We start from the raw sequence: 24,811 nt of genomic DNA on the forward strand, positions 1-24,811 counted from the left end.
GACACAGCCCCGCGGGGTGCCTCCGGCGGTTGGGCGCGTGCGGGTGCGTTGTGGTTGCTCGCGCAGTTCCCCGCGCCCCTTGGGTTCGTGGTGGGTGCGGGGCCGCGGTCCGGTGCGTCAGCCCGTCGCCAACAGGGCATACGACCCCTTGCTGACACAGGGCGTAGCTGTGCCCAGACCGAAGCTAAGCAACGGGCATACGACGCACCGGCCCACGACCCCTCCCACCGGTGGGCAGGTGACGGGTCCGTTGTGGCTGAGGGCTCCGGGAGCGCCCCATTAGGGGCGCGGGGAACTGCGCGACCAGCCACGACGCACCCGCAGCCGCGACACGCGTGTCACTCCCCACCCCCTGGCGGGGCCTGGGGCGCAGCCCCCCACGCGGCGGAGCCGCAAATTGATACAGCCGGGAAGGGGCGGGACTGGGGAAGAAACCGCGCGTGCCCACGTCCAGTGTGGCGTGGGTCTGGGCCGCCTCGTCCCAACGGCCGTAGGAATACGGGGCGATGGCGTCCCAGTCGGCGTCGGTCGCGGTGCCGGTCAAGGCCGCTTCGAAGGAGGCGCGAGGTTCCCTCTAAGCCAGTGGTGCCGTTCGTCGCCACGGTCGCAGTTCCTCCAACTGACCGGCCAGGGCCAGGAGATCGGTCTCCGAGCCGGGGCGGCCCACCAGTTGTACGGCGCACGGGGCGCCTGACGGCAAGGTCCCGAACGGCACCGCCATCGCCGGCCAGCCCGTCAGGTTCCACGGGGGAGTCAGCGGTGAGTAGTTCGTGTTGGCCAGCAGGTTGCGTAGCCAGCCGCGTTCGTGCCAGTTCGCGGCGGTGGGCGCGCGTCGGGCGAGGGCCGGGGTGAGGAGTACCTCGTGTTCTGCGAAGAACGGTTCCATGCGTGTGCGCAACTGTTCCCTGCGGGCGCCGCGGCGTACCGAGGCCACGAAGCGGCGGCCCACAGTCGCGTGCACGCGCGTTCGCCGCGTGAGTTGTCGCGGGTCCAGGCCCGCCGCGTCCACCGCCGTGCCCGCCGTCCAGTGCGCTAGCGAGGTCGTGCCCAGCCACAGGGGGTACGGCGGGTCGGCGCGGCGTACCCGATGGCCCGCCTCGGCCAGCAGTTGAGCTGCCTCGCGGGCCGCGGTCGCGTAGGGGCGGCTGATCGTGACGCCGAGCAGTGGGCTGCGTACGGAGACGGCGATGGTGCGCGTGACGGGTTCGGGGGAGCGTACGACCTCGGTGGCGGCCAGGATCGAGAACATCAGGCGGGCGTCCTCGACCGTGGTCGCCAGGGGGCCGTTCTCCGACATGCCGAACCAGTCGCCGTTGCCGATGCCCGCGGGGATCGTGCCGAAGCCGGGCTTGAGGCCTATCAGGCCGCAGTTGGCGGCGGGTATGCGCAGGGAGCCCATGCCGTCGTTGCCCAGCGCGATCGGCACCATTCCGGCGGCGACCGCGGCCGCGCTGCCGCCGGACGAGCCGCCCGCCGTGCGCGTGGTGTCCCAGGGGTTGCGGGCGGTGCCGTGGACGCCCTCCGTGGTGCCGAAGACGCAGAGTTCCGGGACGTTCGTGAGGCCTACGACGATCGCGCCCGCCGCGCGCAGTCGGGCCACCGTGACGTGGTCGTGGTCTGCTGGGGTGTCGGGGGTCGCGGCGGAACCCAGGCGGGTCGATTCGCCCTGTACGGCCAGGTTGTCCTTGACCGCCAACGGCACGCCTGCCAGGGGGAGTTCGGCCAGGTCGGCGCGGGCTGCCACCTCTTCGGCCTCGGCGAGTGCCTCCTTCGCGCGCAGTCGGCGGAAGGCGCCCACGCGGGCGTCGAGCAGCTCGATGCGGGCGAGGTGCTCGGCCACCACCTCGCGGGGCGTGGCCCGCTTCTCGCGTACTGCTGCGGCGATCTCGGTGGCGGTCCGGCCGACCCAGTTGGTCACGGAGGCTCCTTCTGTAGGGGTGACACGTGAACTTACTCACTGGTATGGGGAGCACTGTGCCCCGGTCGGGGCGCCACGTCGAGGGGTTGTGGGCAGTGGGTGGCCAACTGCTGCCGAGTACTTGACCTGCGTCTACTCGGTGCTGGAGGTGGGGGGAGAGGGTGCCATGGAGGTGCGCGACGGCGGCAGCTGGCAGCCTGTGGCGCCGGGGGCGTGGATTACGCGGTCGCGCGGGCCCAGTCGTATCGTGCGGTTTCGCGCTGTATCGCTGACGGGTCGTGAGCGTGTGTGACGCGAATCACACGGCGGATAAGAAAATTTACCGGGTGCAATGATCGCTCCAGCGGGTTCGTCCGTACCTTCTGGCGTCAGCGCCAGTCACGCCAGGAGGATGTATGCGCATATCACGGAACATTGCGGGAACTGTTTTCGTGGTCGGCGGCATGACGATGACGATCGCCGCACTCGCCTACCCGGCGATGCTGGGTATCGAGAACACGTCCGCGAATCAGGAGCGTGTCATCGCCAACACCCGTTACGGGCCGCTGACGGAGGCAGACCGCGACTTCGTGGTGAAGGTGCGCGCGGCAGGCTTGTGGGAGTACCCCCTGGGCGAGTTGGCCATGGAGCGTGGCACCACCGAGGCGATGAAGGAGGCCGGCAAGCATCTGGTCGTCGGGCACGGCGGCCTCGATGTGATGTGCCGCCAGATCGCCCCGGAGTTGGGCATCACTCTGCCCAACCAGGCGTCCCCGCAGCAGCAGCAGTTCGTGGCGCAGGTGGACGGGAGCACCGGCAAGCAGTTCGACTCCACCGCGGTCAGCATCATGCGCGTGACGCATGGTCAGATCTTCCCGACCATCGCGAAGATCCGCGCCTCCACCCAGAACAGTCTGGTACGGCAGCTCGCCGACCTGGCCAATGCCACGGTCCTCGACCACATGACGATTCTGGAGAAGACGGAGCTGGTGAACTTCGAGCAGAACAACTTCCAGCAGACCGCCCCGCCGAAGCTGCCCAAGGACAACACCACTCCGCCCCCGCCTGCGCCGGGAGCGCCGGTCCTGGCCCTCAAGCCGCGTCCGGACCTGAACATCAAGACGCCCGGCCCGCCGACGCCCGGGGCGTCGGTCAACTCGACGTCCAACCCGTCGTTGGATGGTGGGTGACGGCTGTCGGCCCGCCCTCGGCTCGTACGAGGGCGGCCGCACACCTGCGGTACAAAGGTCCCGCAGTGGCGGCATAGAGTTCAGGCTCCGCGTCCCAGTTCGACGTCCGCCCAGCTCGGCGGCCGGCACTCGGGATCGTCCGCCGGTGCGGGAGGTTCGCCGCCGGCCTCGTTGAAGGCGCTGAGCGCCTCGATGAGGCCCATCCGCTGCTCGGGCTCGAGCCGTCTGACGATCTCGGCGAGGTCGGCGCGACGCCGGGCCATGACCTCCCGCACCGTGCGCCGGCCCTCGCCGGTCAGCCGCAGCAGGGTCACCCGGCGGTCGGCGGGGCTGGTCTGCCGGTCGGCGAGACCGGCCGCGATCAGCCGGTCCACCATGCGCATGGCCGTGGACGGCGCCACATGAAGCAGGTCGGCCAGGGCGACCAGCTTGGTGGCGCCCCGCGTCGACAACACCACCAGCATCCGGAACTGAGGAAGCGTCACCCGCTCCTCGACCGCGGACAGTGAGCGGGCGGACACCGCGACCAGCAACCTCGACGCGGTCAGTACCGCGCGGGTCACCTCGTCGACGTCGTCCACGCCCCTCACGGGCGCCTCACGCTCCGGCATGGGTCCTTTCTATCGCGTCGATCCACTTCAGTCGCCACTGAGGTGAAACGATTTTCGACTCCCTTGACCCTCGAGTCGTCGCAGCGTAGGCCCGTGCGGGTATCACGGCCCCTGTGTGTCACGCACCGTTACTGACTGAGCTGGGTTCGTAGCCACTCCTCCACCTCGCCCACATGCGCGGCGGCAGCCGCCCGGGCCGCCTCCGGATCATGGGCGAGCAGCGCGCGATGGATTGCCACATGCTCGCGGCGGGTGCGCGCGAAGGCGCCCTCCTCCTGATAGCCCCGCCAGACCCGGGCACGGAACGTACGCGAGGACAGGCCCTCAAGGATCGCCGCCATCGTGTCGTTGCCCGCCGCCGCGACGATCGCGCGATGGAACGCCAGGTCGTGGGAGAGGATCTCCTCCGGGTCGTCCGTCGCGTGCATGGCCGCCAAGTGCTTTTCCACCTCGGCGAGTTCACCAGGGGTGATCCGTGCGGCGGCCAGCGCCGTCGCCGTCGACTCCAGGATCCGCCGCACCTCCAGCAGCTCCACCAGCTGCGGCCCGCGGGAGAGATCGGCGACCACACCGAAGGTCTCCAGCAGATCCCCGGCTTCCAACTGTGTTACGTAGATACCCGATCCGTGCCGGGCCTCCAGTACCCCCAGGACGGTCAGCGCGCGGATCGCCTCACGCATCGAGCTGCGTGAGATGCCCAGCTGGACCGCCAGCTCACGCTCGGTCGGCAGCCGCGCGCCCGGCTCAAGGCGCCCCTCGCCGATCATCGCCTTGATCTGCTCGATGGCGCGCTGCGTCACGGTGCCCTTCTGCGCTGTGGGCTCCGTCTGCCTGGGCAGGGTCTCGTCCACGCCACTCCTCCTGTCACCGGTGTGCCGCAGTCTAATCAGCACAGTGGTCAGACCACTACGCTCAAAATGGCGGAAGTTTGGTGTCTGAGGGTGTTGTCAGGGGGAAGTGGTCTGATAAATATGCGGGCATCTGCTCGATCACGCTCGATCGGGCACCTGCTCGATCTCGCTCGATGAGGAGCCGACGGATGAGTCGACAGACAGCCGGTCCGAGACTGCGGAAGAGGCGGACCCCCCTACGAGCGGCGGCCGCGGCCGCCTGCGCCACCCTCGTGCTCGCGGCGTGCGGCAGTACCGAGGACAGCGTCGCCTCCGGTGGTGAGGGCGGCGGCGAAGGCAAGGTCGGGGTGATCCTGCCCCTGCTGACCTCGCCGTTCTGGCAGTCGTACAACGACTACGTGCCGAAGATGGCGAAGTCCGAGGACGTGGACGCCCTCAAGACCGTCAACTCCAACAGCGACCCCTCGCAGCAGATCACCGACATCAACAACCAGCTCAACCAGGGTGTGAAGGGCCTCGTCGTGGCCCCTCTGGACAGCGCCGCGATCTCCGCCGGGCTCGACCAGGCCGAGCGCAAGGGCGTGCCCGTGGTCGCCGTCGACGTGGCGCCCGAGAAGGGCAAGGTCGCGATGGTCGTACGTGCCAACAACGTCGCGTACGGCGAGAAGGCCTGCGAGTACCTCGGCAAGCAGATCCCCTCCGGCAAGGTCGTGCAGATCATGGGCGACCTCGCCTCGGTCAACGGCCGAGACCGCTCCGAGGCGTTCCGCTCCTGCGTCAAGAAGAACTACCCGAAGCTGAAGGTCCTGGAGATCCCCGCCAAGTGGGAGTCCGACGCCGCGGCCTCCAAGCTCGACACTCTGCTGAACGCCAACCCCGACATCAAGGGCATCTACATGCAGGCGGGCGGCGTCTACCTCGCGCCGACGCTGCAGACCCTCAAGTCCAAGGGAATGCTGAAGAAGGCCGGCGAGAAGGGCCACATCTCGATCGTCTCCAACGACGGCATCCCGCAGGAGTACGACGCCATCCGCAAGGGCGAGATCGACGCCACCGTCTCGCAGCCCGCCGACCTGTACGCCAAGTACGGCATGTACTACATCAAGGCGGCGATGCAGGGGAAGACGTTCAAGCCGGGTCCGACCGACCACGGCTCCACGATCGTCAAGCTGCCGAGCGGCATCCTCGAGGACCAGCTACCCGCGCCGCTGGTCACCAAGGAGAACGTCGACGACCCGAAGCTGTGGGGGAACACGGTCGGATGAGCACACCACTCGTGGAGGCGCGTGGGATCACCAAGCGATACGGTCCCACCGTCGCCCTCCAAGACGGTCAGCTCACTGTCCTCCCCGGCGAGTCCCACGCCCTCGTGGGCCGCAACGGCGCGGGCAAGTCCACACTCGTCACCATCCTCACCGGACTCCAGGCCGCCGACGAGGGCACCGTCCGCTTCGACGGCGAGCCCGCGCCCGCGCTCGCCGACCGGGACGCCTGGCGGCGCAAGGTGGCCTGCGTCTACCAACGGCCCACGGTGGTCCCGGAGTTGACGGTCGCCGAGAACCTCTTCATCAACCGGCAGCCCACCGGCCGCGGCGGCCTCATCAGCTGGCGCCGGCTGAAGGAGCAGGCGGCCGAGGTCCTCGACACCTGGGACGTGCACGTCGACCCGGAGGCGCGTACCGCCGATCTCAAGGTCGAGGACCGTCAAATGGTCGAGATCGCCCGGGCGTTGAGCTTCGGCGCCCGGTTCATCGTCCTCGACGAACCCACCGCGCAGCTCGACAACCGGGAGATCGAGCGCCTCTTCACGCGCATGCGCGCGCTCCAGGAGTCCGGCGTCACCTTCCTGTTCATCTCGCATCACCTCCAGGAGGTGTACGAGGTGTGCCAGACCGTCACGGTGCTGCGCGACGCCCGCTGGATCACCACCGCGCCGGTCGCCGAACTGCCGCGCGGCGCGCTGGTCGAGGCGATGGCGGGGGAGGCGGTCGCCGAACGGCAGGCGGCCGCCGCGGAAGCGGTGCTGGAACACGCGGACACCGTGCTGGAGGACAAGGGTGCCGACGCGCCGGTCGTGCTGGAGGCGAAGGGTCTGACCTCCGACACGTACGAGAACGTCGATCTGACCGTTCGCCGCGGCGAGGTCGTCGGTCTCGCCGGTTCCAGCGCCAGCGGGAAGATCACGCTCGCCGAGTCCTTCGCCGGACTGCACACCCCGACCTCGGGAACCGCCCTGCTGGACGGCACGCCGCTGCCGTTCGGCGATGTCCAGGGAGCACTGAAGGCCGGCGTCGGCTGCGTGCCGCGCGACCGGCACGGACAAGGGCTCGTCTTCGGGATGACCATCGGCGACAACGCCACCATGAGCATCCTGGACCGGCTCGGGAAGTACGGGTTCGTGGGCACCGCTCGCAAGCGTGGCTTCGCCACCGAGCTGATCGACCGGCTGGACATCCACGCCGAGGGCCCCGACCAGCCCGTATCCGATCTCTCCGGCGGCAACGCGCAGAAGGTGGTCATGGCCCGCGCCCTCGCCTCCGACCCGCGGCTTCTCGTCCTCATCAACCCCACCGCGGGCGTCGACGTGAAGTCCAAGGAGTCCCTGCTCTCCCGCGTGGACTCGGCCCGGGACGACGGGACCGCCGTGCTCGTCGTCTCCGACGAACTCGACGACCTGCGCCGCTGCGATCGCGTTCTCGTCCTCTTCCACGGCCGCGTCGTGGCCGAGCACCCCGCGGGCTGGCGCGACCACGAGCTCATCGCATCCATAGAAGGAGTGGATCAGGACCATGGCTGACACGAAGGCCCCGTCGGCCTCGCCCGCCACCTCCAAGCAGGCGGTGGTGAAGGGCAGCGCCAACGCCAAGTCCGTACTTCTGCGCAGGGCCCGCGAACTCGCCCTCGTACCGGCGCTGTTGCTGCTCCTCGTACTCGGTGCGTTCGTCAACGACTCGTTTCTCACCGAGCGCAACCTGATCTCGATCCTCGGGGCCTCCGCGGCACTCGCGATGGTGGTACTCGCCGAGTCGCTGGTGCTCATCACCGGGAAGTTCGACCTGTCCCTTGAGTCGGTCGTCGGCATCGCGCCCGCCGTCGGCGCGCTGCTCGTGCTGCCCGCCGCGGCCTCCGGCTGGGGTACCGACCTGCCAGCGGGGCTCGCCCTGCTGGCGATCCTGCTCGTGGGCGCGGCGATCGGCGGCTTCAACGGCGTGCTCGTCGTGAAGTTCAAGCTCAACGCGTTCATCGTGACGCTCGCGATGCTGATCGTCCTGCGCGGTCTGCTGGTCGGCGCGACCAAGGGCAAGACACTGTTCGGCATGCCCGACGCCTTCTACACGCTGGCCACCACCACCTTCCTGACGGTGCCCATCTCGGTGTGGCTGGCGGCGGCCGCGTTCGGTGCCGCGGGCCTCATGCTCAGGTACCACCGCTGGGGGCGCGCCCTGTACGCGATCGGCGGCAACGCGGATGCGGCGCGGGCGGCCGGGATTCGGGTCGATCGCGTGATGCTCGCGGTGTTCATCATCGCGGGGTCGCTCGCCGCGGTGGGCGGGCTGTTGCAGACCGGGTACGTCGGCGCGATCAACGCCAACCAGGGTCAGAACATGATCTTCACGGTGTTCGCCGCGGCGGTTATCGGGGGGATCAGCCTCGATGGCGGCAAGGGCACCATGTTTGGCGCCCTTACGGGCGTCCTCCTTCTTGGGGTTGTCCAGAACTTGCTGACGCTTGCGCAGGTTCCGTCCTTCTGGATTCAGGCCATTTACGGAGGAATCATTCTGGTTGCCCTCATGATTGCCCGTGTGACGACGGGCCGTGCGCAGGACTAAGCACGGATTGCAGCTGCGAGTGCGTCGTGGCTGGTCGCGCAGTTCCCCGCGCCCCTACGGGGCGCGATGGCGCACCGAACTCGGCAAGTTCGCTCCCTCTGTCCCTGACCGAAAGGCACCTCTGTGTCCTCATCTGCCGCACCCCGTATCACCGCGGTCGACACCTTCGATATTCGCTTCCCGACCTCTCGCGAGCTCGACGGCTCCGATGCGATGAATCCGGACCCCGACTACTCGGCCGCGTACGTCGTGCTGCGTACCGATTCGGAGGACGGGGCGGAGGGGCACGGGTTCACGTTCACCATCGGGCGGGGGAACGATGTTCAGGTTGCCGCGATCGATGCTTTGCGGCCGCATGTTCTCGGGCGGGCGGTGGATGAACTGTGCGCGGATCCGGGGTCGTTGGCCCGGGATCTGACCGGGGACAGCCAACTGCGGTGGCTCGGGCCCGAGAAGGGCGTGATGCACATGGCGATCGGCGCCGTCGTGAACGCCGTATGGGACCTCGCCGCCAAGCGCGCCCAGAAGCCGCTGTGGCAGTTGCTCGCCGATGCCACCCCGGAGTTCCTCGTCTCTCAGGTCGACTTCCGCTATATCGCGGACGTCCTCACCCCCGAGGACGCGCTCCAACTGCTCAGACGCGGCAGAGAGGGCGCCGCGGAACGCACCGAACTGCTCAAGGAGCGCGGCTTCCCCGGCTACACCACCTCACCCGGCTGGCTCGGCTACTCCGACGAGAAGCTCACCCGCCTCGCCCGCCAGGCCGTGGCCGACGGCTTCACCCAGATCAAGCTGAAGGTGGGCGCGGACCTCGCCGATGACGTACGTCGCTGCCGGGTGGCCCGTTCCGTCGTCGGCCCGGGCATCCGGATGGCCATCGACGCCAACCAGCGCTGGAACGTCGACGAGGCCATCGAGTGGACCAAGGCGCTCGCCGACTTCGACCCGTACTGGATCGAGGAGCCCACCAGCCCCGACGACGTCCTCGGCCATGCCAAGATCCGCGAGGCCGTCGCACCGGTCAAGGTCGCCACCGGCGAGCATGTCCAGAACCGGATCGTCTTCAAGCAGCTCCTCCAGGCCGGGGGCATCGACGTCCTGCAGATCGACGCGGCCCGCGTCGGCGGCGTCAACGAGAATCTCGCGATCCTGCTCCTCGCGGCCAAGTTCGGCGTCCCCGTCTGCCCGCACGCCGGCGGCGTCGGCCTGTGCGAACTCGTCCAGCACCTCTCGATGTTCGACTACGTGGCCCTGTCCGGCACCACCGAGGACCGCGTCATCGAGTACGTCGACCATCTGCACGACCACTTCCTCGACCCGGTGGTGATCAGGGAAGGTCACTACATGGCACCCACCGCGCCCGGCTTCTCGGCCACCATGCGACCCGAGTCCCTCGCCGAGTTCACGTTCCCCGGCGGCACATTCTGGGCCGCCGACCTCGCCCAGCAGGCATCCACCGATCAGCGGCTCACCGGCCGGAAAGGGGCAGCGGCATGACCGACACCCAGGACTTTGCGGGGCTCAAGGCGCTGGTGACGGGCGGCGCGTCCGGCATCGGCCGGGCCACCGCGGAACTCCTGGCCGCCCGCGGCGCCCAGGTAGCCGTCCTCGACCTGGACCCGTCGAGCGTCGACAAACCCCTGCTCGGATACCAGGCGGACGTCAGCGACGACACCTCCGTACGCAGGGCTGTCGCGTCCGCCGTCGCCGACCTCGGCGGCCTTGACGTACTGGTCAACAACGCGGGCATCGGCGCCCAGGGCACCGTCGAGGACAACGACGACGCCCAGTGGCACCGGGTCCTGGACGTCAACGTCCTCGGCATGGTGCGCACGGCCCGCGCCGCCCTGCCCCATCTGCGCGAGTCCGCACACGCGGCCATCGTGAACATCTGTTCCATCGCCGCCACCGCGGGCCTGCCGCAGCGCGCCCTGTACTCCGCGTCCAAGGGCGCCGTGCTGTCGCTGACCCTCGCCATGGCCGCCGACCACGTCCGCGAGGGCATCCGCGTCAACTGCGTGAACCCCGGCACCGCGGACACCCCCTGGATCGGCCGCCTCCTGGACGCCGCCGAGGATCCCGCCGCCGAACGGGCCGCCCTGGAAGCCCGCCAGCCCACCGGCCGCCTGGTCTCCGCGCCCGAAGTCGCGGGCGCCATCGCCTACTTGGCGAGCCCGCTGTCCGGCGCGACCACCGGTACGGCACTCGCCGTGGACGGCGGAATGCAGGGGCTGCGGCTGCGGCCCGTGGGGCAGTGATGCGTACGCCGATCCGGTCCCGGGTGCTGGGACGGTCCGGCGTCGAGGTCACCGAGCTGGCCTTCGGTGCCGCGGGCATCGCGGGCCTGTTCACGCCGGTGAGCGACGAGCAGGCGTACGCCGCACTCGACACGGCTTGGAACGCGGGGATCCGCTACTTCGACACGGCCCCGCACTACGGGCTCGGCGTGTCGGAGCGGCGCGTCGGCGCGATGCTGCGCGGGCGGTCCGGGTACACGGTCTCCACCAAGGTGGGCCGACGTCTCGAGCCTTTCAGCGGGGGAGGCGACGACCTCGCAAACGGCTTTGCCGTGCCCGCCACCCACCGCCGCGTGTGGGATTTCAGCGCCGACGGCGTACGCCGGAGCCTGGAGGAGAGCCTGGAGCGGCTCGGCCTAGACCGTGTCGACGTCGTCTACCTCCACGACCCGGACGACCATGCCGAGCAGACCTTCCGTGAGGCGTATCCAGAACTGGAGGCGATGCGTGCGGAAGGTCTGGTCGGTGCGATCGGCGCCGGTATGAACCAGGCCGAGATGCTCACCCGCTTCGTCCGCGACACCGACGTCGACGTGGTGCTGTGCGCGGGCCGCTACACACTCCTCGACCAGCGGGCCCTGACCGAACTGCTGCCGGCCGCGCACGAACGCTGCACATCCGTCGTCATCGGCGGTGCCTTCAACTCCGGCCTCCTGGCGGACCCGAAGCCGGGAGCGACGTACAACTACGCGTCCGCACCAAGAGAGTTGCTGGACCAAGCCCTGCGGATCAAGGCGATCGCGGAACGCCACGGCACCACCCTGCGCGCCGCCGCCCTAGCCTTCCCGCTCGCGCATCCCGCCGTCGCGAGTGTCCTCGTCGGTACCCGCTCGGCGGACGAAGTCCGCGACACCGTACGGCAGTTCGCCAGGGACGTACCGGCGGAGTTCTGGCAGGAGCTGCGGGAGGCCAAGCTGCTGCCCGAGGAGGCCCCCGTGCACGTATCGGAAGAGGAGCCGTCGTGAGAATCGCCCTGCACACCAAGGTCCGCGCCGACCGCATCGCCGAGTACGAGGCTGCCCATCGCGAGGTGCCTGTCGAGCTCACGGACGCGATCCGCGCCGCCGGTGCCACCTCCTGGACGATCTGGCGCAGCGGCACCGACCTCTTCCATGTCCTGGAGTGCGAGGACTACGGGCGGCTCCTCGCCGAGCTGGAGAAACTGCCGGTCAACATCGCCTGGCAGACACGCATGGCCGAGCTGCTGGACGTAGTGCACGACTACTCGTCCGAGGGCGCCGAGGCGGGCCTGCCGGTCGTCTGGGAGCTGCCATGACGGAACGTACGATCGTCGATGCCCACCACCATGTGTGGGACCTCTCCGTACGTGACCAAGACTGGATCACCGGGACCGAACTCCAGCCGCTGCGGCGGAACTTCATCCTCGCGGACCTCGAACCCGAGACGCGCGCCGCCGGAGTCGGCCGCACCGTCCTGGTGCAGACGATCACCGTGCCCGAGGAGACCCCGGAGTTCCTGGCCCTCGCCGAGGACACCGAGCTGATCGGGGGAGTGGTCGGCTGGACCGACCTGACCCGGCCGGACGTCGCCGACGAGCTGGCACGCCTTGCGGAACTCCCGGGCGGCGCGTACCTGCGAGGCATCCGCCACCAGGTCCAGGGCGAGCCCGACCCCCAGTGGCTGCTGCGCCCGGACGTACGCCGAGGACTCACCGCCGTCGCCGCCGCGGGCCTCGCCTACGACCTGGTCGTCCTGCCGCACCAGCTGCCCGCCTGTGTGAAGGCGGCTGAAAGCCACCCCGAACTCACCTTCGTCCTCGACCACTTGGGCAAACCGCCCATCGCCTCGGGCGAACTCGAACCCTGGGCCAGCCAGGTCCGCGCGCTCGCCGCGCTGCCCAACACCGTCTGCAAGCTGTCCGGCATGGTGACGGAGGCGGACCCGAAGAGCTGGACGGTGAGCGATCTGGCTCCTTACGCGGACACGGTGCTGGAGGCCTTCGGCCCGTCCCGGCTGATGTTCGGCTCGGACTGGCCGGTGTGCACACTGGCCGCCACGTACGGCCAAGTGCTGGACGCCACCGGGGAGTTGACGTCCGGGCTGAACGACAGCGAGCGCGCCGAGGTCTTCTCAGGTACCGCGAGCCGCGTCTACGCCCTCTGAACGGAGACCTCAAGCCGTGCGGGCGGCAGGAACTCCCGCACGTACGTCCGCTGCCAGCAGGCGCGCGTCTCGCGCAGCTCCCGCCAGGTCGTGTACCGGTAGCGGTACAGGCTCGCGCGTACGTACCTGGGCGGCCGATCCGCCGGGAACGGGGAGCGGCGCAGCAGCCGCAGGGTGTCCCGGTCGTTCTCCAGCAGCCGCTCCACCAGGGCGCCGAACCAGGAGCCGGCGTACGCGGGGGAGAGCCCCACGAACCACATCAGCCAGTCGAGCCGCAGATGGTACGGGGCGAACTGGCGCGGCCAGTGCCGGGGATCACCCGGCTTGCCCTTGAACTCGTACTCCCGCCAGTCGGAGTCCGCCCGCGGCAGCTCGTCCAGCGTGCCCTCGAGGACGACCTCGTACCGCTGCCGGCTGACGCTGCCGAACGCCCCGTAGGTGTTGACGAGGTGGAGCGGGTCGAAGGAGCGGTTCATGACCTGATGGCGGGAGACCAGGTTGCGGGCCGGGCGGTAGCTGAGGGCGACCAGTCCGGCGGCGACGGCCAGGACCACGATCTCGTACCAGAGCGGAGCGTCCGACGGCCCGCGCGTCACTCCGTAGTCCACGGCCGACAGCGCGACCACGATCGTGATCCAGTTCAGCCAGGCGAAATTGCCCGACAGGACCAGCCACAGCTGGGTGACGATCATCAGACCCGCGGCGGCCGTCGCGATGGGCTGCGGGGCGAAGAGCAGGACGGGGACGACGAGCTGGGTGAAGTGGCTGGCCGCCACCTCCACCCGGTGCAGAGGCTTCGGGAGATGGTGGAAGAACCAGCTCAGCGGGCCCGGCATCGGCTGGGTCTCATGGTGGTGGTCGAGGCAGGTCAGCTTCCGCCAGCAGGGGTCGCCGCGCATCTTGATCAGCCCGGCCCCGAACTCGACGCGGAACAGGAGCCAGCGCAGCAGGAAGAGCATCACGATCGGCGGGGCGACCTCGTCGTTGCCCAGGAAGACGGCGAGGAAGCCGACCTCCAGGAGCAGGGACTCCCAGCCGAAGGAGTACCAGGTCTGCCCGACATTCACGATCGACAGATACATCACCCAGGGGACGAGCCACAGCAGCATGCCGCCCCAGAGCGGCAGTTGACCGTCCAGGCCCGCGATGAGCGCGACCGAGACCGCGCAGCCGGTCCAGGCCCAGGCCGCGAAGAAACGGTCGGAGTAGTGGAAGTGGAACACGCTCGGTGCCTGCCGGAAGGGCACCCGGGCGACGAAACGGGGCACCGGCAGCATGCCGCGCTCGCCCATCAGCGCGCGGAACTGCAGCGCCGCGCTCAGGAAGGCGAAGAGATACACGACGGCCAGCGCCCGCTGGAAGACCAGCCGGCTCATCCAGTACTCGGGTGCGGTGAACCACTCCATCTCGCCGGCTCCCTTCTCGCCCATCGTGACGCTGCGTGACGCCTTCGTTTATGGGGTTCCCAGGACCGTCGCGAGCAACTCGATCCGCTCACATTTCAGTGGTGACGAGAAGTCGAAGATTTGGCCAAACCCTGGCAAGGTAAGGCCCATGGTTGATCGGGGAGCGAGCGCCCTGTCACTCCCGGACGACTGGCCCGCCCACCCGGACCCGATCCTGGCGCTCAACCGTATGGGCAGCTTCGACTGGGACCTGGACACCGGCATCATGCAGATGGACCCCCAGGCCCACGAGATCTTCGACATGTCTCCCGACGAGTACGACGGTCGCCCCGAGACCCTGTCCGTGCGAGTCCCCCCGACCGAGTCCCACCGCCTGGACACCCATGTCTCCCAGGCCATCAAGGACGGCAGCGAGAACTACGGGGCGTACTTCCGCATACGCCGCCGCGACGGCACCCTCCGCTGGACCCACACCCAGGGCTACATCCGGCGTGACGAGACGGGCCGGCCACGCCGCGTCATCGGCATCATCCGCGACGCCACCCAGGAACTGATCGAGAGCGAGGCCCAGCGCGAACAGGCGGCCCTGGACGAGTTCCGCCGCCGGCAGACGAACGTCGTACAGATCGCCACCGCCGCGCTCGCGCACGCCCGCACCGTCCAGGACGTCATCGACGTCCTCACCGACACCCACGGACTCCCCCGCCTCGGTGCGACAAGCCTGGTCATGGGCCTGGTGGAGGCAGGCAGGATACGCCTCGTCGCGGAAGGGCCCACGGGCAGCTTCGTCCCCGGCACCCGGGTCACGCGCATAGACGAGCAGTACCCGATGAGCGAGGTCGTCCGCACCCTCACCCCGCGCTTCATCGAGTCACCGGAGGACTTCGCCGAGTCGTACCCCCTGCTGTGGCCGCACATAACCGACCTCCACATCACCTCGGCCGCCTATCTGCCGCTGATCGCGCAGGCTCGCCCCATCGGCGCGCTCGGCCTGCTCTACCACGACAAGCGGGGCTTCACGGCGGAGGACCGCAACGTCCTCGTCGCCCTGGGCAGCAGCATCGCGCAGAGCCTCCAGCGGGCCATGCTCTACGAGCAGGAGAAGGACCTCGCCCAGGGCCTCCAGCAGGCCATGCTGCCGCGCTCCATCCCCAGCGTCCCCGGTGCCGACATCGCCGTCCGCTACCGCTCGGCCTCGCTGGGCCGGGACATCGGCGGCGACTGGTACGACGTCATCCCGTTGCCCGGCGGCCGGGTCGGCGCCGTCATCGGCGACGTCCAGGGCCACGACACCCACGCGGCAGCCGTCATGGGCCAGTTGCGCATCGTGCTGCGCGCCTACGCCGCCGAAGGCCACACGCCCGCCACCGTCATGGCCCGCGCCTCGGTCTTCCTCGACGAACTCGACACCGAACGCTTCGCGACCTGCACCTACGCGGAGGCCGACCTGTCCACCGGAGTGGTCCAGATCGTACGGGCCGGCCATATCGACCCACTGATACGCGACCCGGACGGCAGCTGCCACCGTCTGTTCATAGAAGGGGGACTGCCGCTCGGTCTGTCCGCCGAGTTCGGGCGGCTGCACTACCAGGTCGACACCTTCGAACTCGAGCCGGGCCAGAGCCTGCTGCTGTACACCGACGGTCTTGTCGAACAGCCGGGAGTGGACCTCGACGAGGGCATGAAGACACTCCAGGCACTCGTGCACACGGGCCCCGACGACGTACGCGACCTCGCCGACCGCCTTATCGACGTGGCCGACGAACGCGGAGGTGAGGACGATGTCGCGCTGCTCCTGCTGCGCCGCCTCGGCCATGTCGCGCAGCAGTCCGGCGGACGGCTCCAGCAGCACATCGGGCCGGGCGATCCGGAGGCGCTCGCCGGGGCCCGGCACATGATCCGCGCCGCGGTGGTGGCCTGGGGCGCCGAGGACCGCGCCGACGAGGTCGAGCTGGTCGCCGACGAGGTGATCACCAACGCCCTGATGCACACCGAGGGTTCCGCGATCGTCACGCTGAGGGCCCTCACCGGCTCCGACCGCCGCCTGCGCGTCGAGGTCGAGGACGCCTCCAGCGCCCTGCCGCGCCGCCGGGAGGCGGGGGAGTCCGGGGTGTCGGGGCGCGGACTGCTGGTGGTGGACCGGCTGGCGGATGTGTGGGGCGTGGACGCACGCGGCGGCGGCAAGTGCGTGTGGTGCGAGTTCATCGTGCCGGAACGCAACTGACAACCGCCGCGCATGGCACGGTCAGCACCGGGTGGCACTCTGGACGTATGCCGGAACTTCCCGAGGTCGAGGCGCTCAAGGACTTCCTGACCGAGCACCTCGTCGGCCGCGAGATCGTGCGGGTCCTGCCCGTCGCGATCAGCGTCCTGAAGACGTACGATCCGCCGCTCGCCGCCCTCGAGGGCCGCGAGGTCACGGCCGTGCACCGGCACGGCAAGTTCCTGGACCTGTCGACGGACGGCGGCCCGCACTTCGTGACGCATCTGGCCCGCGCGGGCTGGCTCCAGTGGAAGGACCGCCTGCCCGACGGCCCGCCCCGCCCGGGCAAGAGCCCGCTGGCGATGCGGGTCGCCCTGGAGACCGGCGAAGGCTTCGACCTCACCGAGGCCGGCACACAGAAGCGGCTGGCCGTGTACGTCGTACGGGATGCCGGCGAGGTCCCGGGAGTCGCCCGGCTCGGCCCGGATCCACTGGCCGCCGACTTCGACGAGAGACGCTTCGCCAAGCTGCTCGAGGGGGAGCGCCGCCAGCTCAAGGGCGCGCTGCGCGACCAGAGCCTGATCGCGGGCATCGGGAACGCCTACAGCGACGAGATCCTGCACGCCGCCCGGATGTCCCCCTTCAAGCTGGCCGCCTCACTGACCGCAGAGGAGACCCACCGCCTGTACGAGGCGCTGCGCACCACCCTCACCGAGGCCGTCGAGCGCTCGCGCGGGGTGGCCGCAGGACGGCTGAAGGCGGAGAAGAAGAGCGGTCTGCGGGTGCACGGCCGCACGGGGCAGGCGTGCCCGGTGTGCGGCGACACCATCCGCGAGGTCTCCTTCAGCGACTCGTCCCTGCAGTACTGCCCGACCTGCCAGACGGGCGGCAAGCCGCTTGCGGACCGCAGGTTGTCCAAGTTCCTGAAGTAGCCCCGGAGATCAGAAGTGCCGCGGGGGATCAGGGGGCCTTGAGTTTCACGAGCGTCTCGTCGCCCGTGCGCACCTCGTACTCGATGATCTCGTCGGTGTGCATGGACGCGGAGGCCTGCATGGGGGTGGGTTTCCCGCCGCCGCCCGCCTGCCAGTTCATCAAGGTCTCCTCCGAGCCGTCGCCGCCGATGGCGACGAGTTCGCAGGGCTGGGGCTTGGAGATGCCCTTGACCATAAAGTCCACGTCGCTGCCCCAGGCACGGTCACGGCTGGTGACCTCGGCCCACACACCCGTACCGGGGTCGGTCGCGGCGACCCGCTGTGCAGCTGCGTCCGAGCCGCCGGAGAGCACCGCCACCGCTGGCCCGCCCACCGCGATCACGACCGCGGCGGCGACGGCGAACAGCCAGCGCGTACGCCCCTTCCGGCGCCGCTTGCCCACATCCTCGAGCAAGCGGTCAAGAAGCGCCGGGCCGGGCCTGGTCATGGGATTCACGGTGCGCGGCGTCGCCTCGGCGTACGCCCGCAGGGACCGTGTCGTGGGGGCGAGTTCGTGTATCTGCATCGCGCACTGAGGGCACTCCATGAGGTGGTCCTCGAAGCGGAATGCATCCGCAGCGTCCAGCACGCCGAGCGCATAGGCGCCGACGTCGCGATGGCGTTCCAGGGACCTCATACCTCATCCTCGTGGCGATGGTGAGAGCTAAGTAGCTGCTTGCCCATCGGTACGCACGAGAACGAAGAATCACTCAAGCCCCGCAGGAAACCAACCAGGAGATTCGGAGCCGTCGCGCCCGCGGATTGGTCCGGAACCAAAAAAAGTCGCGGATCAGAAAAGTTCGGAGTACGGAAAGATCACGGATCAGAAGAGGTGGATCGCGAGGTGCCCCAGCGGCAGGCCGAGCCGCCAGGCCGGCGTCCACACCTTCGGGCCGTCGTCCTCGCCGATCACCGGGCCTCCGCCCGGCACCGCGTCCAGGTCCGGCGCGAGGAGCTCGGTCTCCTCCAGCCAGCGCCAGGCCGCCGTCGCCAGCTCCAGGTCCGGCGCGGGGCCGCCCGATTCGACCGCCTCGGCCGCCTGCGCCGCGAGCCGCTCGCACACCCAGTCCTGCCACGGCTGGTCGTACGCCGTCAGCGAAAGCCAGGTCTCCATCTGCGAGACGACACGGATGCCGGAGAGCTCACCGCTCGTGTCCGACAGGAAGATGGTCAGCGCCAGCGCATCGCGTCCGGCGCGGAACTCGAATGACGTCGGCGGCATCAGGTCCCCGGTACGCAACAGCTCGTCGGCGATGTACTCGGCGTACAACCACGCCATGGGAACGACGAGTTCACCGCCGCCGGTGCCGTCCGTGCTCTCGTGGCCTCTGTGCAGCATCCTTTCCTGCCTTCCTCCGGTACGTGCGCGTTGCCCGACCCCGGGCCCCATTCCGGAACACGGATGAGGACAGCCGATTACTCAACAGAGGGTCTCGGCAAGGCGCTTTACGGAGGTTTGACTCGACCGTTGGTTTCACCGCAGGTCGGGCGCGTATCCCGGAAGTACCCGGCGCAGGGCGCGCAGCGCGTAGTACGCGCGCGACTTCACGGTACCGGGCGGGATGCCGAGCTCCGCGGCGGCTTCCGCAACACTCGCACCGCGGAAATACACCTGCACCAGAACTTCCCGGTGCTCGGGAGTGAGTGTCTTCACAGCCTCCCGCACATCGAGCGTGGCCGCTGACCTTTCCGCGTGATCGGCGCAAACCCGCGCGCTCTCCAGTACGGCGTCCCCGACTTCGGCGGGCCGCGCCTGACGGGCCCGGCGCGCGTCGATGGCGAGCCGCCGCCCGACGGTCAGCAGCCAGGGCCGTACGGATTCGAAGTTGTCGGCCCGCAGCGCTTCGGGGTGCTGCCAGGCGCGTACGAGTGTTTCCTGCACCAGGTCCTCGGCGCGCTGCCGGTCTCCGTCCGAGAGCCTCAGCAACAGGGCGAAGAGCGGTGCGCCGTGCTCCCGCTGCAACTCGGCCAGCTCGTGCTCGGCGGTCGTCGTGCTCGTGATGGTCGTGGCGGCCGTCATGGCCGTATGTCAGCGCAGGTCGCTCCGCCGGGACAGGCCATGGACGCGGATCGTCGGCGGACGGTCGAAGCTGTCGACGAACGGTGCGATGAACGGTCGATCGGGGACGGCCGGTGGCCGGCTCCCGAGCCCTGCGGCTGGCCGGAACGGCTCGCTCGCGGGGGCCGTTTCAGCGACCTGGCCGGAATGGCTTCTTGATCCCTGTGTCACTTCTGCGTGGATTCGTAGCGATTATTCATCAAATACGACCACCTGGGAGCCGACTTGAAGAGCGCACGCAGGAGACGCACGACACTGGCCCTGACGGTCCTGCTTCTCACCGCAGCCGTCGGCTGCCAGGAAGGGAAGCTGAACCCGGAGCCGCCCGCGCGGACCGGAGATCCCGCGCCGCAGGGCAGGGACGCCCGCTTCACGCTCGTCGCCTCCGGCGACGTCCTGCCGCACAGCTCGGTCATCCGCCAGGCGAACGCGGACGCGGGCGGCAGCGGCTACGACTTCCGGCCCATGCTCGCGGGCGTCCAACCCGTCGTGGCCCGGGCCGACCTGGCGATCTGCCACATGGAGACGGTGTACGGCGCGGACGGCGACTACTCCGGCTACCCCCTCTTCAGATCGCCGCCCGAGGTGGCCGCGGGCCTCGCCGCCACCGGCTACGACGCCTGCTCGACCGCCTCGAACCACACCCTCGACGACGGCGCCGCCGGCATCCATCGCACGCTCGACGCACTCGACCGGGCGGGCGTACGGCACGCCGGATCCGCCCGCACCGCCGAAGAGGCACGCACACCCACACTCCTGCGGGCGGGCCCCGCGAAGGTCGCCCACCTCGCGTACACGTACGGCACGAACGGCATCCCGCTGCCCGAAGGCAGGCCCTGGTCGGTGAACCTGATCGACCGTGACCGGATCCTCGCGGACGCCCGCGCCGCCCGTAAGGCGGGCGCCGACGTCGTTGTCCTCTCCCTGCACTGGGGCAGCGAATGGCAGGACGCCCCCGACGCACAGCAACTGCGGCTGAGCCACGAGCTCACCGAAGCCCGCACGGACGGCCGCCCCGCCATCGACCTGATCCTCGGCACCCACGCCCATGTCCCGCAGGCCTACGAGAAGGTCAACGGCACGTGGGTCGTCTACGGCATGGGCGACCAGATCGCCGGAGCGATGGTCAACCACAGTGGCGCCCACGACCCGCGCGGCAACGAGAGCACCATCGGCCGCTTCACCTTCGCCCCGCCCGCCGAACCCGGCGGCCGGTGGAAGGTCGAGAAGGCCGAGTTCGTACCGCAGTGGTTCGACACCGGCACCCATCGCGTCGTGAACCTGAACGAGAGGCAGGACCAGAGCGCCGTACGCGACCGGATCCGCCAGGTCGTCCTCAGCCGGGGTGCGGCCGAGGACGGGCTCGTCATGGGGAAGTAGGCCCGGCCTACCGCGAAGAAGACCGTCGCCGCGCCCGTGAACGCCCCGCCGACCCCGTACGGGAAGAACGGGTTGTAGTTCGCCGTGTCGATGTGGAAGACACCGACGCCGATCACCAGGAGCACGACCAGGACCTTGAGGATGACGACGATCATCTCGAAGCGGGCCGCGTTCTTGATGCCGAGAGTCAGCAGATAGGCGATGAGCAGGCACAGCACGGCCGCGAAGAGGTCGACCTTGTGCCCGTCGCCGGTGCCGGGTGCGCCCAGCATCCAGTTGGGCAGATCGGCGCCCATCTCGCCGACCAGGAAGCTGAAGTACCCGGAGATTCCGATCGCGACCACCGCGACGATCGCCGTGTACTCGAGGAGCAGGTCCCAGCCGATGAACCAGCCCGCGAACTCGCCGAGCACCGCGTAGCCGTACGTGTAGGCCGAGCCCGCCTTCGGGATGAGGCCCGCGAACTCCGCGTAGGACAGCGCCGCCGCGGCGCTTGCGACGCCCGCGATGAGGAAGGACACGAGGACCGCGGGCCCGGCCGTCCCGTTCGCACCGTGCCGGCGAGCGTGAAGATGCCCGCACCGATGATGCCGCCGACGCCGATCGCGGTCAGTTGCCACAGGCCGAGCGAGCGATCGAGGCGAGCGCCCTCGCCGGCCTCCGTCTCCTCGATACGTTCGATGGGTTTGCGACGGAGAATTCCCTCGCCCATTCTGAGCCCGGCCATGCGCCTCACCTCTTCGCAGATGGTAAACGGCTTTTGGCAGGTTCAGGATGAACCTGGGGCGGCGGTGACGGAAGGGGCTACGCGTCGGTTACGGCACAACCGTCACAGGCCATCTACCGGCCTTCACGAGGCGGACGGCCACCGAGCCGATGAAGCGGTGCCCCGACTGCTCGGACGCCCCCACCACGACGGCGTCCGCCTTGAGCTGGTCCGCAGCGGTCACCAGGCCGTTGTACGCGTCGCCGCGGAAGGTGTGGAACTCCCAGCGGATGTCGAATATGTCCTTGACCTGCTCGGTCGCCTCGCGCATGTCCCGGACGAGTCCCTTGGCGATCTCGTCGGTCGTGTCGGCGACCGGGGCTCCGGCGGCGATGCCCGCCGCCAGCACCGGCTGGACGTACACCACGGCGAGCAGCGCCCGCTGCCGCCGGGCCAGACCGGCTGCGTAGGCCACGGCGCGCAACGAGGAGTCGGAACCGTCCACGCCGGCCACGATGACCTTCGGCCCGTCCGTGCCCCGCTCGAACCCCGAGTGCCCTGGTGATTGCTGTTCCGTCACGGCGCCGAGGCTATCGGAGGGCGCAGGTCCCGCCACGCTCGGGGAACCGGCCGAGCACATGCACTGACGGTGCGTGAAGAGACGCTACCGTTTGCGCTCGTGTGCCTTGCCAAAGTGATCCCAACGGGTGTTTTCGTGCGGCCGTACCGGTGTCTGTGTGCGGTTCTGGGCGACGGCCGGGTGACTGATTAATCATGAATAAGGATCAAATGCTCTCTCGGCGCAAGGCGTTGCTCGTCGGGAGCGCCGCCGTCCTGGGGGCGGCGGGAGCGGCCGGTACGGCTCGCCTCCTTGCCGCGGATCCAGCCCCGCCCCCGGGTGGACCCGCCGCTACCCCCGCCGCGGGCGCCCCACAGACCGGAGCCCTGCGGCCCTCCGCCTACCGGCTCCGGCCCATCGCCGGATACGGCCCCGTACGCGGCACGGCGGCACGGACCCTCGTACGGCATGAACCGTTCCTGCGTATCGTCGGACGCGGCCCCACCATGGTGCTGACCTTCGACGACGGCCCCGACCCCCGCTACACCCCCGCTGTCCTGCGTACCCTCAAGACCCACGACGTCCGTGCGATGTTCTTCGTGTGCGGCGCGATGGTCGCCGAGAGCGCCGAGAACAGGGACATGCTCCGGAAGATGGCCTACGAGGGACACATCGTCGGCAACCACACCTGGTCCCACCCGCTGCTGACCCGGCTGAGCCGGTCCGCGATCCGCTCCGAGATGGAACGCACCAGCGAGATCATCGAGAAGACGTACGGGGAACGGCCCGGCTGGTTCCGCGCACCGTACGGGGCCTGGAACCGGGCCGTCTTCGAGTTCGGCGCCGAACTCGGCATGGAACCGCTGGGCTGGACCGTCGACACCCTCGACTGGAAGGAACCCGGTGCCCGCACCATCGAGCGCCGGGTCATGAAGGGCGCGGCCCCGGGTGTCGTGGTCCTCGCGCACGACGCGGGCGGCGACCGTTCACAGAGCGTCCGGGCCTTGCGCGACTATCTGCCGCGACTGCTGGACTCGGGCTATCACCTCACGGTGCCCCGGCGGCAGTTCACGTGACCCGATGAGGATCTGAGCATGCGTGAATCCGCGGATTCGGAGGAGAATCCGCGGATTCAATGAGCCGGCCAGTGGAATTCTCCACAGGGATTTCGCCCGTCCTGCCCGGGTAACGCTCAGCGAACCTCGACCAGACGGGCAAACACGACGACGTTCCCGTCGTAGCCGTTCTGCGGGGAGAAGCCGCCTCCGCAGGTGATGACGCGCAATTCGGGAACTCCGGTGTCGCCGTAGACGCGGTCGCCGGGGAAGTTGTTCTTGTCGAACACGTCGACTCCGTAGATGTCGAAAACGGCGAGCTTCCCGTCCTTGCGCTTGACCTCTACGCGATGTCCCGGTTTGAGGGCCCCGAGACCGTAAAAGACGGCGGGACCCTGCTTGTTGTCCACATGGCCGACCATCACGGCCGTGCCCTTTTCGCCGGGCGAGACGGCGCCGGTGAACCAGCCCGCGAGATTCGGGTCCTCGGGCGGGGGCGCGTCCACCCAGCCCTCCACGTCGAGGCCCACCGGCATGACGGGGGCGTCGACCTGGATCGCGGGGATGCTGATGCGGTCGGCCACGGAGAACGGGAGGGGGGCCGGTCCGTTCGAGCGGGCGATGGAGGGGGGCCGGCTCTTCGCGGCTGCCGCCGTCGCGGGCTGCGGAGGACCCACGTCGAATTCCCCCGAGCCATTGCGAATGAGCGCGAGACCGGTCAGCAGAACAAGTGCCAGCACGCCCCAGGGAGCGCGCTTCCTCTGCCGCTCCTCCTCTTCGGCCAGCTTTGACGCAGACATTCGCAAACCCCTCTCGACGCGGCCGTCGCCGCGTCACTCGCGCATACGAGAACGCTAAGTCCAAGGCTCCCGGCAGGCGACGGGAGACGCGCGAACGGGTGGCCGTTCCGGGGCCCGTGCCCCATCCGGGTCTCCACCGTCCAGAAATTTCTGACGGTCCGTGACCTGCGGCAATATCAGAATGCGAACCCTATCCGCGGCGTATCCCCTCACCAGGACGGACCATTCTCGAAATGCGCACCCGAACACGACATCTGAGGGTTCGTCTGGGAGGCGTTTTCTCGCCGATTCGACCTGGGGACGGTTCCCGGGGCGCCTTCCGCGGAGGATCACATGCGTACCACTCGTGCCCTGGCGGTCTCAGCGACAGCCCTCCTCACCCTCGGGCTCGCCGCCCCCACGGCCACGGCCAGGGACGGCTTTCACCACCCGAGCAACATCGTCGCCATGCCCAGCGTCATCGCCCCGGGTGGGCAATTGACGGTCACAGTCAACGGGTGCCCCAAGGGCGGCCACATGACGTCGGACGCGTTCCCGAGGACGGAACTCAGGCCGATCCACCACAGCAGCGACACGGCCAAGGGGGTTGCGACCGTCCACCGGGACGCCAGGCGCGGTCCCCACCACATCACGGTCGACTGCGACGGAAAGACGCTCACCAAGGACAACGCGTTCACCGTCATCGGTGGCGCCCAGGGCGGTATCGGCGGCAGCAGCTCCAGTGGGGCCACGCCCACCGACATGGCGATCGGCGGCGGCCTGATGGGCCTCGCGCTCGTCGGCGGCGCGGTGTTCTGGATGCGCCGCCGCTCCGAGAACCAGGCCTGACGGAGTACGCGCCTCACGCCTTCCAGCGCTTCGCCCCGGACCGT

Annotated in this window: 23 protein-coding genes and 1 pseudogene; 14 read left to right on the forward strand and 10 right to left on the reverse strand. The window is 69.4% G+C overall.

All coding sequences use genetic code 11. From position 1 onward, the window contains the following. Window positions 1-574: 574 nt before the first annotated feature. On the reverse strand, window positions 575-1,918 hold the full coding sequence (locus tag OHT21_RS40875; protein ID WP_328773284.1) for an amidase: 1,344 nt from the start codon (window positions 1,916-1,918) through the stop codon (window positions 575-577). Between the two features lie 395 nt (window positions 1,919-2,313). Between OHT21_RS40875 and OHT21_RS40880 the strand changes: the two genes are divergently transcribed. Beyond that, a complete protein-coding gene (locus OHT21_RS40880; protein ID WP_328773285.1) occupies window positions 2,314-3,087 on the forward strand; it encodes a DUF4142 domain-containing protein in 774 nt (257 codons plus the stop codon). An 80-nt stretch (window positions 3,088-3,167) separates the two neighbouring features. Here the strand turns inward: OHT21_RS40880 and OHT21_RS40885 are convergent, their stop codons facing one another. Together OHT21_RS40885 and OHT21_RS40890 are read right to left on the reverse strand one after the other, a co-directional pair. Beyond that, window positions 3,168-3,698: a MarR family winged helix-turn-helix transcriptional regulator gene (locus tag OHT21_RS40885; protein WP_328773286.1), complete on the reverse strand. Its 531-nt coding sequence runs from the start codon at window positions 3,696-3,698 to the stop codon at window positions 3,168-3,170. A gap of 128 nt (window positions 3,699-3,826) precedes the next feature. Further along, complete coding sequence (locus OHT21_RS40890) at window positions 3,827-4,549, reverse strand: FadR/GntR family transcriptional regulator (RefSeq protein ID WP_328773287.1); 723 nt, start codon at window positions 4,547-4,549, stop codon at window positions 3,827-3,829. Window positions 4,550-4,737: 188 nt separating this feature from the next. Here OHT21_RS40890 and OHT21_RS40895 point away from each other — a divergent pair, with 188 nt between their 5' ends. From OHT21_RS40895 to OHT21_RS40930, 8 genes are all read left to right on the forward strand, one after another. Continuing rightward, window positions 4,738-5,814: a sugar ABC transporter substrate-binding protein gene (locus tag OHT21_RS40895; protein ID WP_328773288.1), complete on the forward strand. Its 1,077-nt coding sequence runs from the start codon at window positions 4,738-4,740 to the stop codon at window positions 5,812-5,814. Next, window positions 5,811-7,346 (forward strand): sugar ABC transporter ATP-binding protein, encoded by a 1,536-nt coding sequence (locus tag OHT21_RS40900; protein WP_328773289.1) that lies wholly within the window; start codon window positions 5,811-5,813, stop codon window positions 7,344-7,346. Before OHT21_RS40895 ends, OHT21_RS40900 begins: the two co-directional genes overlap by 4 nt. Next, window positions 7,339-8,379 (forward strand): ABC transporter permease, encoded by a 1,041-nt coding sequence (locus OHT21_RS40905; RefSeq protein ID WP_328773290.1) that lies wholly within the window; start codon window positions 7,339-7,341, stop codon window positions 8,377-8,379. The genes OHT21_RS40900 and OHT21_RS40905 overlap by 8 nt, the downstream gene beginning before the upstream one ends. A gap of 123 nt (window positions 8,380-8,502) precedes the next feature. Then, a complete protein-coding gene (locus OHT21_RS40910) occupies window positions 8,503-9,876 on the forward strand; it encodes an L-fuconate dehydratase (RefSeq protein WP_328773291.1) in 1,374 nt (457 codons plus the stop codon). After that, entirely contained in the window at window positions 9,873-10,637 is a 765-nt protein-coding gene (locus OHT21_RS40915) for an SDR family NAD(P)-dependent oxidoreductase (protein ID WP_328773292.1), read from the forward strand. Before OHT21_RS40910 ends, OHT21_RS40915 begins: the two co-directional genes overlap by 4 nt. Next, the gene (locus OHT21_RS40920; protein ID WP_328773293.1) at window positions 10,637-11,641 is read left to right on the forward strand and encodes an aldo/keto reductase; all 1,005 of its coding nucleotides are present in this window, start codon (window positions 10,637-10,639) and stop codon (window positions 11,639-11,641) included. Before OHT21_RS40915 ends, OHT21_RS40920 begins: the two co-directional genes overlap by 1 nt. Then, on the forward strand, window positions 11,638-11,952 hold the full coding sequence (locus tag OHT21_RS40925) for an L-rhamnose mutarotase (RefSeq protein WP_328773294.1): 315 nt from the start codon (window positions 11,638-11,640) through the stop codon (window positions 11,950-11,952). The genes OHT21_RS40920 and OHT21_RS40925 overlap by 4 nt, the downstream gene beginning before the upstream one ends. Then, entirely contained in the window at window positions 11,949-12,800 is an 852-nt protein-coding gene (locus tag OHT21_RS40930) for an amidohydrolase family protein (protein WP_328773295.1), read from the forward strand. The genes OHT21_RS40925 and OHT21_RS40930 overlap by 4 nt, the downstream gene beginning before the upstream one ends. Here OHT21_RS40930 and OHT21_RS40935 read toward each other — a convergent pair. After that, on the reverse strand, window positions 12,788-14,206 hold the full coding sequence (locus tag OHT21_RS40935) for a lipase maturation factor family protein (RefSeq protein ID WP_328774420.1): 1,419 nt from the start codon (window positions 14,204-14,206) through the stop codon (window positions 12,788-12,790). The genes OHT21_RS40930 and OHT21_RS40935 overlap by 13 nt on opposite strands. Window positions 14,207-14,354: 148 nt before the next feature. On the opposite strand from OHT21_RS40935, the gene OHT21_RS40940 reads away from it, so the two are divergent. After that, window positions 14,355-16,430 (forward strand): SpoIIE family protein phosphatase, encoded by a 2,076-nt coding sequence (locus OHT21_RS40940; protein ID WP_328773296.1) that lies wholly within the window; start codon window positions 14,355-14,357, stop codon window positions 16,428-16,430. Between the two features lie 47 nt (window positions 16,431-16,477). Next, window positions 16,478-17,341: an Fpg/Nei family DNA glycosylase gene (locus OHT21_RS40945; RefSeq protein ID WP_328773297.1), complete on the forward strand. Its 864-nt coding sequence runs from the start codon at window positions 16,478-16,480 to the stop codon at window positions 17,339-17,341. Between the two features lie 28 nt (window positions 17,342-17,369). On the opposite strand, the gene OHT21_RS40950 is transcribed toward OHT21_RS40945, so the two are convergent. The 3 genes from OHT21_RS40950 to OHT21_RS40960 form a co-directional block, all read right to left on the reverse strand. After that, window positions 17,370-18,017, reverse strand: coding sequence for an anti-sigma factor family protein (locus tag OHT21_RS40950; RefSeq protein WP_328773298.1), 648 nt, complete (start codon window positions 18,015-18,017; stop codon window positions 17,370-17,372). A 186-nt stretch (window positions 18,018-18,203) separates the two neighbouring features. Beyond that, window positions 18,204-18,719, reverse strand: coding sequence for a hypothetical protein (locus OHT21_RS40955; protein ID WP_165344554.1), 516 nt, complete (start codon window positions 18,717-18,719; stop codon window positions 18,204-18,206). A 135-nt stretch (window positions 18,720-18,854) separates the two neighbouring features. After that, a complete protein-coding gene (locus tag OHT21_RS40960; protein WP_328773299.1) occupies window positions 18,855-19,400 on the reverse strand; it encodes a sigma-70 family RNA polymerase sigma factor in 546 nt (181 codons plus the stop codon). A 264-nt stretch (window positions 19,401-19,664) separates the two neighbouring features. On the opposite strand from OHT21_RS40960, the gene OHT21_RS40965 reads away from it, so the two are divergent. Next, window positions 19,665-20,819 carry a CapA family protein gene (locus tag OHT21_RS40965; RefSeq protein ID WP_328773300.1) on the forward strand — a complete coding sequence of 385 codons (1,155 nt, stop codon included), beginning with the start codon at window positions 19,665-19,667 and terminating at the stop codon, window positions 20,817-20,819. An 8-nt stretch (window positions 20,820-20,827) separates the two neighbouring features. On the opposite strand, the pseudogene OHT21_RS40970 reads toward OHT21_RS40965, so the two are convergent. Continuing rightward, a pseudogene (locus OHT21_RS40970) lies at window positions 20,828-21,546 on the reverse strand (amino acid permease); the annotation flags it as partial. An 88-nt stretch (window positions 21,547-21,634) separates the two neighbouring features. After that, window positions 21,635-22,105 (reverse strand): universal stress protein, encoded by a 471-nt coding sequence (locus OHT21_RS40975; protein ID WP_328773301.1) that lies wholly within the window; start codon window positions 22,103-22,105, stop codon window positions 21,635-21,637. A gap of 194 nt (window positions 22,106-22,299) precedes the next feature. Between OHT21_RS40975 and OHT21_RS40980 the strand changes: the two genes are divergently transcribed. Continuing rightward, complete coding sequence (locus tag OHT21_RS40980) at window positions 22,300-23,160, forward strand: polysaccharide deacetylase family protein (protein WP_328773302.1); 861 nt, start codon at window positions 22,300-22,302, stop codon at window positions 23,158-23,160. Window positions 23,161-23,276: 116 nt separating this feature from the next. Here OHT21_RS40980 and OHT21_RS40985 read toward each other — a convergent pair whose 3' ends face one another. Beyond that, window positions 23,277-23,939, reverse strand: coding sequence for a class F sortase (locus OHT21_RS40985; RefSeq protein WP_328773303.1), 663 nt, complete (start codon window positions 23,937-23,939; stop codon window positions 23,277-23,279). A gap of 333 nt (window positions 23,940-24,272) precedes the next feature. On the opposite strand from OHT21_RS40985, the gene OHT21_RS40990 reads away from it, so the two are divergent. Then, window positions 24,273-24,767: a hypothetical protein gene (locus tag OHT21_RS40990; RefSeq protein WP_328773304.1), complete on the forward strand. Its 495-nt coding sequence runs from the start codon at window positions 24,273-24,275 to the stop codon at window positions 24,765-24,767. Window positions 24,768-24,811 lie beyond the last annotated feature (44 nt).

This window comes from Streptomyces sp. NBC_00286, assembly GCF_036173125.1.
Taxonomy (GTDB): Bacteria; Actinomycetota; Actinomycetes; order Streptomycetales; family Streptomycetaceae; genus Streptomyces.

Coding starts and splice junctions, on each gene's coding strand:
- OHT21_RS40880 (WP_328773285.1), top strand. CDS start 2,314: ATGCGCATATCACGGAACATTGCGGGAACTGTTTTCGTGGTCGGCGGC.
- OHT21_RS40885 (WP_328773286.1), bottom strand. CDS start 3,698: ATGCCGGAGCGTGAGGCGCCCGTGAGGGGCGTGGACGACGTCGACGAG.
- OHT21_RS40895 (WP_328773288.1), top strand. CDS start 4,738: ATGAGTCGACAGACAGCCGGTCCGAGACTGCGGAAGAGGCGGACCCCC.
- OHT21_RS40900 (WP_328773289.1), top strand. CDS start 5,811: ATGAGCACACCACTCGTGGAGGCGCGTGGGATCACCAAGCGATACGGT.
- OHT21_RS40905 (WP_328773290.1), top strand. CDS start 7,339: ATGGCTGACACGAAGGCCCCGTCGGCCTCGCCCGCCACCTCCAAGCAG.
- OHT21_RS40915 (WP_328773292.1), top strand. CDS start 9,873: ATGACCGACACCCAGGACTTTGCGGGGCTCAAGGCGCTGGTGACGGGC.
- OHT21_RS40920 (WP_328773293.1), top strand. CDS start 10,637: ATGCGTACGCCGATCCGGTCCCGGGTGCTGGGACGGTCCGGCGTCGAG.
- OHT21_RS40930 (WP_328773295.1), top strand. CDS start 11,949: ATGACGGAACGTACGATCGTCGATGCCCACCACCATGTGTGGGACCTC.
- OHT21_RS40935 (WP_328774420.1), bottom strand. CDS start 14,206: ATGGAGTGGTTCACCGCACCCGAGTACTGGATGAGCCGGCTGGTCTTC.
- OHT21_RS40940 (WP_328773296.1), top strand. CDS start 14,355: ATGGTTGATCGGGGAGCGAGCGCCCTGTCACTCCCGGACGACTGGCCC.
- OHT21_RS40945 (WP_328773297.1), top strand. CDS start 16,478: ATGCCGGAACTTCCCGAGGTCGAGGCGCTCAAGGACTTCCTGACCGAG.
- OHT21_RS40950 (WP_328773298.1), bottom strand. CDS start 18,017: ATGAGGTCCCTGGAACGCCATCGCGACGTCGGCGCCTATGCGCTCGGC.
- OHT21_RS40955 (WP_165344554.1), bottom strand. CDS start 18,719: ATGCTGCACAGAGGCCACGAGAGCACGGACGGCACCGGCGGCGGTGAA.
- OHT21_RS40960 (WP_328773299.1), bottom strand. CDS start 19,400: ATGACGGCCGCCACGACCATCACGAGCACGACGACCGCCGAGCACGAG.
- OHT21_RS40980 (WP_328773302.1), top strand. CDS start 22,300: ATGAATAAGGATCAAATGCTCTCTCGGCGCAAGGCGTTGCTCGTCGGG.
- OHT21_RS40985 (WP_328773303.1), bottom strand. CDS start 23,939: ATGTCTGCGTCAAAGCTGGCCGAAGAGGAGGAGCGGCAGAGGAAGCGC.
- OHT21_RS40990 (WP_328773304.1), top strand. CDS start 24,273: ATGCGTACCACTCGTGCCCTGGCGGTCTCAGCGACAGCCCTCCTCACC.